This window comes from Sphingomonas sp. 10B4 (genome assembly GCF_035019905.1).
GTDB classification, from domain to species: Bacteria; Pseudomonadota; Alphaproteobacteria; order Sphingomonadales; family Sphingomonadaceae; genus Sphingomonas; species Sphingomonas glacialis.
This window is the reverse complement of sequence record NZ_JASJVC010000112.1, coordinates 1-6,985: the sequence shown is the minus strand read 5'-3', so window position 1 is coordinate 6,985 and position 6,985 is coordinate 1. Positions and strand designations below refer to the sequence as shown.

8 protein-coding genes are annotated in these 6,985 nt (G+C 67.3%); 5 read left to right on the top strand and 3 right to left on the bottom strand.

Annotation, left to right across the window (positions count from 1 at the left end):
* Nucleotides 1–113: 113 nt before the first annotated feature.
* On the bottom strand, nucleotides 114–281 hold the full coding sequence (gene rpmG / locus QN347_RS18340; RefSeq protein ID WP_010162189.1) for a 50S ribosomal protein L33: 168 nt from the start codon (nucleotides 279–281) through the stop codon (nucleotides 114–116).
* 272 nt (nucleotides 282–553) lie between these two features.
* Here rpmG and QN347_RS18335 point away from each other — a divergent pair, with 272 nt between their 5' ends.
* Nucleotides 554–1,105, top strand: a complete 552-nt coding sequence (locus QN347_RS18335) for a TMEM165/GDT1 family protein (RefSeq protein WP_323494295.1) — start codon at nucleotides 554–556, stop codon at nucleotides 1,103–1,105.
* A 101-nt stretch (nucleotides 1,106–1,206) separates the two neighbouring features.
* The gene (locus QN347_RS18330) at nucleotides 1,207–1,698 is read left to right on the top strand and encodes a Dps family protein (RefSeq protein WP_133191716.1); all 492 of its coding nucleotides are present in this window, start codon (nucleotides 1,207–1,209) and stop codon (nucleotides 1,696–1,698) included.
* A gap of 54 nt (nucleotides 1,699–1,752) precedes the next feature.
* Here QN347_RS18330 and QN347_RS18325 read toward each other — a convergent pair whose 3' ends face one another.
* A complete protein-coding gene (locus QN347_RS18325; RefSeq protein ID WP_322160807.1) occupies nucleotides 1,753–5,142 on the bottom strand; it encodes an error-prone DNA polymerase in 3,390 nt (1,129 codons plus the stop codon).
* A gap of 57 nt (nucleotides 5,143–5,199) precedes the next feature.
* Between QN347_RS18325 and QN347_RS18320 the strand changes: the two genes are divergently transcribed.
* Together QN347_RS18320 and QN347_RS18315 are read left to right on the top strand one after the other, a co-directional pair.
* Complete coding sequence (locus QN347_RS18320; RefSeq protein ID WP_010183140.1) at nucleotides 5,200–5,481, top strand: type II toxin-antitoxin system Phd/YefM family antitoxin; 282 nt, start codon at nucleotides 5,200–5,202, stop codon at nucleotides 5,479–5,481.
* Nucleotides 5,478–5,882 (top strand): type II toxin-antitoxin system VapC family toxin, encoded by a 405-nt coding sequence (locus tag QN347_RS18315; RefSeq protein ID WP_322160805.1) that lies wholly within the window; start codon nucleotides 5,478–5,480, stop codon nucleotides 5,880–5,882. Before QN347_RS18320 ends, QN347_RS18315 begins: the two co-directional genes overlap by 4 nt.
* 8 nt (nucleotides 5,883–5,890) lie before the next feature.
* On the opposite strand, the gene QN347_RS18310 is transcribed toward QN347_RS18315, so the two are convergent.
* Entirely contained in the window at nucleotides 5,891–6,736 is an 846-nt protein-coding gene (locus tag QN347_RS18310; RefSeq protein WP_323494294.1) for a DUF6504 family protein, read from the bottom strand.
* Here QN347_RS18310 and QN347_RS18305 point away from each other — a divergent pair.
* Nucleotides 6,705–6,985, top strand: a 281-nt coding sequence (locus QN347_RS18305; protein ID WP_323494293.1) for a hypothetical protein, incomplete at its 3' end; no start/stop codon positions are given. The genes QN347_RS18310 and QN347_RS18305 overlap by 32 nt on opposite strands.

The following is a 6,985-nucleotide window of genomic DNA, read 5'->3' as shown; positions in this document are numbered from 1 at the left end:
AGATGTGTATAAGAGACAGCCCCTGAAGGGGAGGGGCTTTCAGGAACGCGAAAAAGGCCGCCGGGCATATGCCCGCGGCCCTGATCGACGCAACCGGCCTTGCGGCCAGCGGCTTACTTGATCTTGGCTTCCTTGAACTCGACATGCTTGCGCACGACGGGGTCATACTTGCTGAAGCTCAGCTTCTCGGTCTTGGTGCGCGGGTTCTTCTTCGTGGTGTAGAAGAAGCCGGTGTCTGCCGTGCTGACGAGCTTGATCTTGACCGTGGTCGGCTTTGCCATGACCTGAATTCCTGTGATCTGAAAATGCAAAAGCGGCGAACGAGCCGCCGCTTGAAGCCCTGCCCGATGGCGGAACAGGCCATGGATGTCAAGCGCGCACGCCGATTCGCGCGCAGTTAAGCCGGCCTTTATGCCTTGCGGCTTAGCCTGTGCGGCGAAGGGGCAACAGCGTATGCACACGGCATGTGGGGCAATCGATCGGAGCGGGCAAGCAGGCGGCGTGCGAGTCGTGCGATTCGCGCGGCGGAACGGCTGAGCGTATGGACGCGCTGATGGCCGCGCTCGTCGCGGCGCTGTTTACCCAGGCGAGCGATCGCACGCCGTGGACCGTGGCGCTGCTCGGCGATCGATACGCGAGCAAGGCAGCGGTGATCGCCGCGACGGCGCTCGCGATCGCGCTCGGCAATGCGATCGGCGTGGTCGGCGGGGTGATCGTCGCGCCGTTGCTGTCGCCCAATGCGCGGGACCTGCTGCTGGCGTTCGCGCTGCTCTCGGCCGGCGCGTCGGGCTGCTGGCCGCTTAAGCCGCCCAAGCTGCGCGACTGGCGGCTCGGCGCGTTCGGCACGAGCCTCGTCGCGGTCGGGATGCTCGGTTTCGGCGATCGCACGCAATTCATCACCGCCGCGCTCGCCGCGCGCAGTACGACGCCGGCGCTCGCCGCGGTCGGGGCGACGATCGGCGCGATGGTCGTGCTGGTGCCCGCGATCCTGCTCGGCACGCGGGGGCTGCGGACGATCCCGACCACGGCGCTGCGAATCGCCGCGTCGGTCGCCCTGCTGATTTCCGGCGCCGTACAAGGGCTTGGTGCGCTGCGGCTGATCTAGTGCGGCGATCGGTCTGATCGCATTTTTGCCTGCGCGGGGTGGGACCCATTGCGCCAGACAATCGTTGCTGCATCGAATCAACTTTTTCAGGAGTGCACCCCATGGTTGCCAAGGCGCTGAACACCCCGACCGACCTCCAGAGCAATGCGACCAAGACCGTCGCCGAGGCGCTCAACGGCGTCCTCGCCGATTCGTTCGCGCTGTTCTTCAAGACCAAGAATTTCCACTGGCACATGTCGGGCCCGCATTTCCGCGACTATCACCTGCTGCTCGACGAGCAGGCGGCGCAGATCTTCGCCGGCACCGACGACATCGCCGAGCGCGTCCGCAAGACCGGCAACACGACGCTCCGCTCGATCGGCGACATTGCACGCCATCAGACGATCACCGACAATGACGCCGAGTTCGTCGCGCCGGCCGCGATGCTCAAGGAATTGCGCGACGACAATCTCAAGCTGGTCGAGGCGCTGCGCGAGGCGAAGGACATCGCCGACGAAGCCAAGGACAATGCCACGAGCGCAATGATCGACAATTGGACCGACGATGCCGAGCGTCGCGCGTGGTTCCTGTTCGAGACCGGCAAGACCGCCTGACGTTGGGGCTCTCGACTCCCCTCCCGGAAAGGGAGGGGAGGAGGGTTAGGCGCGCTAGTGGAAATCGTGGCTGCGGACCGGAATAAGGTCCGCATCCTCCTTCCCACCCGCCCGCGGCGGCCAGCTTTCGAGCGCGCGTTGCGCCGGCGGTTTCCACTCGGGCTTGCGGTCGCGCGGGTCGATCGTGCCGCCATGCGTCGCGCCGTCGCCCGGCATGGTGAGGCGCGGCAAATCGAGATCGCCGATCTGGCGGAGCATCCCCGTCAGATCGATGATGCGATCGGCGATGACGTGGATCGTCCCGCTTTCGCTCTGCACGCGCCCGCTGATGCCGAGCATCGCTGCGCCCATCACAACGCGGCGCTGCGCCTCGAACCGGTCGGGCCACAGGATAGCATTGGCGATGCCGGTCTCGTCCTCGAGCGTCACGAACACCACCCCCTTCGCGCTCCCCGGGCGCTGCCGCACCAGGATCAGCCCGGCGACCTCGACGCGGCTGCCGTCCTTCATCCCGCGCAGGTCGCCGCACCGCGTCACCCGCCGCCGCTCGAGCTCGCCGCGCAAAAAACTCAGCGGATGCGCGCGCAGCGACATCTGCGTCGCGCGATAATCCTCGACCACCTCGCGCCCGGCGGTGAGCGCCTTGAGCGTCACGCTCGGCTCGGTCGGCGATTCGATGGCGGCGAACAGCGGCAGCGGCTTCTGCCCGAGCGCCTTGACCTCCCACAGTGCCTTGCGGCGATCGATCCCGAAGCCGTGAAAGCCATCGGCCTGCGCGATCTTCTCGAGCGTCAGCAGCGACACGCCGGCGCGACGCCAGACATCCTCGATCGACGCAAACGGCCGATCGCCGCGTGCGATGAGGATGCGCCCGGCCTCGGCGCCCGAGATGCCGAGGATGATGCGCAGGCCAAGGCGGAGGGGCAATGTCTCCCCTCCCGCTCGCGGGAGGGGCTGGGCTCGCGCTCCATTGTAAGCGGTATCGTGTGATACGCCTGTCGCGCCCACCCCTCGGTCCCCTCCCGCAAGCGGCAGGGGAGGAAGAAGGATCGTATCCCAGTCGCTCCGGTTGACGCACACCGGCGCGATCCGCACCCCATGCTCGCGCGCATCGCGTACGATCTGCGCCGGCGCGTAGAACCCCATCGGCTGCGCGTTGAGCAGCGCGGCGCAGAACACATCCGGATGGTGGCACTTCATCCAGCTCGACGCATACGCGATCTTGGCGAAACTCGCGGCATGGCTCTCGGGGAAACCATAGCTGCCGAACCCCTCGATCTGCTTGACCAGCCGCTCGGCGAAATCGAGCGAAATGCCGTTGCCGAGCATGCCGTTGATCAACTTGTCGCGGAATTCGCCGACCCCGCCGGTCATCTTGAAGGTCGCCATCGCGCGGCGCAGCCGGTCGGCCTCGCCGGGCGTGAACCCCGCCCCGACGATCGCGACGAGCATCGCCTGTTCCTGGAACAGCGGCACGCCGAGCGTCTTCTTGAGCACGCCCTCGAGCGCGGCATTGGGATATTCGATCTTCTCCTTCTGTTCGCGCCGCTTGAGATAGGGGTGGACCATGTCGCCCTGGATCGGCCCCGGCCGCACGATCGCGACCTGGATCGCGATGTCGTAGAATTCCTTGGGCTTCATCCGCGGCAGCATCGACATCTGCGCGCGGCTCTCGATCTGGAAGGTGCCGAGCGTGTCGGCCTGCTGGATCATCGCATAGGTCGCAGGGTCGTCGACCTGCATCTCGGGGCTGTCGAGCCGGATATCGAGGCCCTTGTGCTCGCGCAGCAGATCGAAGCTGCGGCGCATGCACCCCAACATCCCGAGCCCGAGGATATCGACCTTCATCAGCCCGATCTCCTCGATGTCGAGCTTCTCCCATTCGACCACGCGGCGGTCGATCATCGCAGCGGGCTCGACCGGCACGAGTTCGTCGAGCCGGTCGTGCGACAGCACGAAGCCGCCGGGATGCTGTGACAGATGCCGCGGCGTGCCGATCAACTGCGTCGCGAGCTCGAGCGTCAACGCAAGCCGCGGCTCGGTCGCATCGAGATTGAGCGCCTCGACATGCTCGAGCGGGACGCCGTCGTTCGACCAGCCCCACACTTGCGAAGCGAGCGCTGCGGTCATGTCCTCGGGCAGCCCGAGCGCCTTGCCGACCTCGCGCACCGCGCCGCGCGAGCGATAACGGCTGACGACCGCGGTCAGCGCGGCATGGTGCTGGCCATAGGTCTCGTAGATCCACTGGATCACGTCCTCGCGCCGCTCATGCTCGAAATCGACGTCGATATCGGGCGGTTCGCGTCGCTCGGTCGAGATGAAGCGTTCGAACAGCAAGGTATGGACGATCGGGTCGATCGAGGTGATGCCGAGCACGAAGCAGATCACCGAATTCGCCGCCGATCCGCGCCCCTGGCACAATATGCCCTGGCTGCGCGCGAAGCGGACGATCGAATTGACGGTGAGGAAATAGGGCGCATAGCCCATCGTCTCGACCAGGCCGAGTTCGTGCTCGAGCAGCTTGGTGTAGGCGGGCGGCGGCGCGCCCCGGAAGCGGTCGGACAGCGCGTCGCGCGCCATCGTCGCGAGTGCATCCTGTGGCGAGCGCTGGCTGATCACCACTTCGTCGGGATAGCGATACTGATCCTTCAATTCGCGCAGCGAGAAGGTGCAGCGCTCGACGATCGCCTCCGCCGCGGCGAGCGCGCGCGGATGATGCTTGAAGCGCCGCGCCATCTCGGCGGGGCCCTTGAGGTGCCGGTCGGCACTGCGTTCGCGCGCATGGCCGAGGTCGTCGATCGTGCAGCGGTGGCGGATCGCGGTGACGACGTCCTGCAACATCCGGCGCTGCGGCACGTCATAGAGCACGTCGCCGGTCGCGAGCGGGGTGAGGCCGTAATGCTCTGCCTGCGCGTCGAGGCTGTGGAGCCGCTGCGCATCGCCGGGGCGGCGGTGCTGCGTCAGGCAGACATGGCCGCGATTGCCGAACACATCGGCCATCCAGCGCAGCGCCTCGGCATCTTCTGCATAGGTTTCGGTCAGTCCCGGGACGAGCGCTGCGACCAGCCCCTCGGCATGCTGCGCGACATCCTCCCAATGCAGGAAGCATTGCCCCTTCTCGCCCTTTTGCGGATCGGCGCGACCCTTGCCGAGCGTCAGCAGCCGCGTGAGCCGGCTCCACGCCGCGCGATCTTCGGGCCAGACGAGCACCGATGTGCCGTCGACCAGATCGAGCCGGCACCCCGCGACGAGCCGGATCGGGCGGATCGCCGACAGTTCCTCGGTCGCGACGAGTGCGCGCACCACGCCGCCGACCGAGTTGCGGTCGGTCACCCCGATCGCCGGCATTCCCGTCAACACCGCGGCCTTGACGAGATCCTCGGGCGACGATGCGCCGCGCAGGAAACTGTAATGCGTCGTCACTTGTAATTCGGACCAGATCATTGCCCGAATCTGACGAAGTGACTATAAGAAGTGACCAGTTCGGCAGGAGCAAAGCCCATGACGAAGATGATCGGCGCGGCGGAATTCAAGGCCAAATGCCTGGCGATCCTCGACGAGGTCCAGGCAAGCGGCGAATCGATCACCATCACCAAGCGCGGCAAGCCGGTTGCGACCGTGTCGGCGGTGGCCGAAAAGACCGCCCCCGTGGCACGGTTCGGTATGATGAAGGGGTCGATTACGATCTTGGGGGACATTGTCAGCCCGATCGACCCCGATTGGGAAGCGAAGTGGGAGAGTAAATGGGCCGAACGGTTGCGGGATGACGGTCCCGCACGGTGATCCTGCTCGATACGCATACCCTGATCTGGTTTGCGAGTGGCGCCAGCGACCTTGGACCCAAGGCGCTGCGTCACATTGAAGGCCAGCCCGATCGACGCATGTCGGCGATGGTCGCCTGGGAGCTGGCAATGCTGCTCGACAAGCGGCGTATCGCGCTCGGAAGTCCGCTGGAGACGTGGCTTGCCGAGGTCATGCGGACTTTCGAGATTGTCGAAGTACCGGTCACTAGCGCGATCGGTTGCGATGCGGGCGGACTGAAAGGCAATATCCACGGCGATCCATGCGACCAGATCATGATCGCAACGGCGCGCGCGCTGGGGTGTCCGCTCGTGACATCCGATGCGGCTATTCTGCGTTATGCGGCCGGCGGTCATCTCAAGGCGATCGACGCGCGGCGCTGATCCGCCGCTCATCCGAACGACCCGTGCATGAACCAGGCGAGGTCGCCCGTCTCGCCGCGTTCGCCATCGCCGCGGCGGAACAGCCAGAAGCGGTGGCCGGCCTCGTCCTCGACCTGGAAATAGTCGCGCACGCTGTGGCGTTCGGTCCCGCGCTTCCACCATTCGCCGAGGATCCGCTCTGGCCCGTCGGCGCGTACGACGCGGTGCGCCATGCCGCGCCAGGTGAAGCGCTTGGGCGGCTGGTCGGGCAGTTCCGCCAGCACATGGTCGAGCAATTCGGGGCGGTGCAGCAGTCGCACCGGGCGTGGCCAGCGCGAGTCCCACGGGTGGAGCGCGACCGAGCGATCGAGCTGGCGGACATCGTCGGGCTTGAGCTTTGCCGCCGCGCGCGCCGGCGGATCGAGCGGCGGCGCGGCGGCGATCGAGCGTTCGGGCACATCGCTCTCGACCGGGATCGTGCGCCACAGCGCGTGGCTGCCGATACGGTTGGCGAGCGTGTCGATCAGCGGCGCGAGGTCGGGCGCCTGCGCCTCGAGCGTCTCGGCGAACGCCTCGGCACCGAGCGGATCGGCACGGCGGACGTGAAGCGCGAGCGCGTCGATGCCGTAGCCCGGCGCGATCTCCTCGATCCGCCGCAGCGTCAGCCGCAGCAGGTGCGCGCCGTCGCGCGTCGGGCGGGCGAGGCCGATCCGCAGGCGCTGCGGCACGCCGTCGATCCGGTCGGCGACGAGCTCGACCGCGCGCGCGCCGAGCCCGGCCTGGCCGAGTGCGGTGACGAGCCGCGGCATCAGCTGGCCGAGCCAATGTTCGATCGCCTCGGCGGTGGCGATCGGTTCGGCGAAGCGCTGCACCACGCCGATCGGCTCGGGCACGGGCACGGGGTCGAGCGGTTCGGGGAGCCGCCCGCTCGCCTGGTCGAGCCGCGCGACGAGCGCGCCGCCGAAACGCCGCGCGAGCGGCGCGCGCGGGAGGGCGGCTAGCTGGTCGATCGTCTCGATGCCGAGCCGCTTGAGCAGCTCGATCGCGCGGCTGTCGAGCCGGAGCGCGCGGGTGGGCAGGGGGGCGAGCGCGTCGATATGGGCGGCTGTCTCTTATACACATCT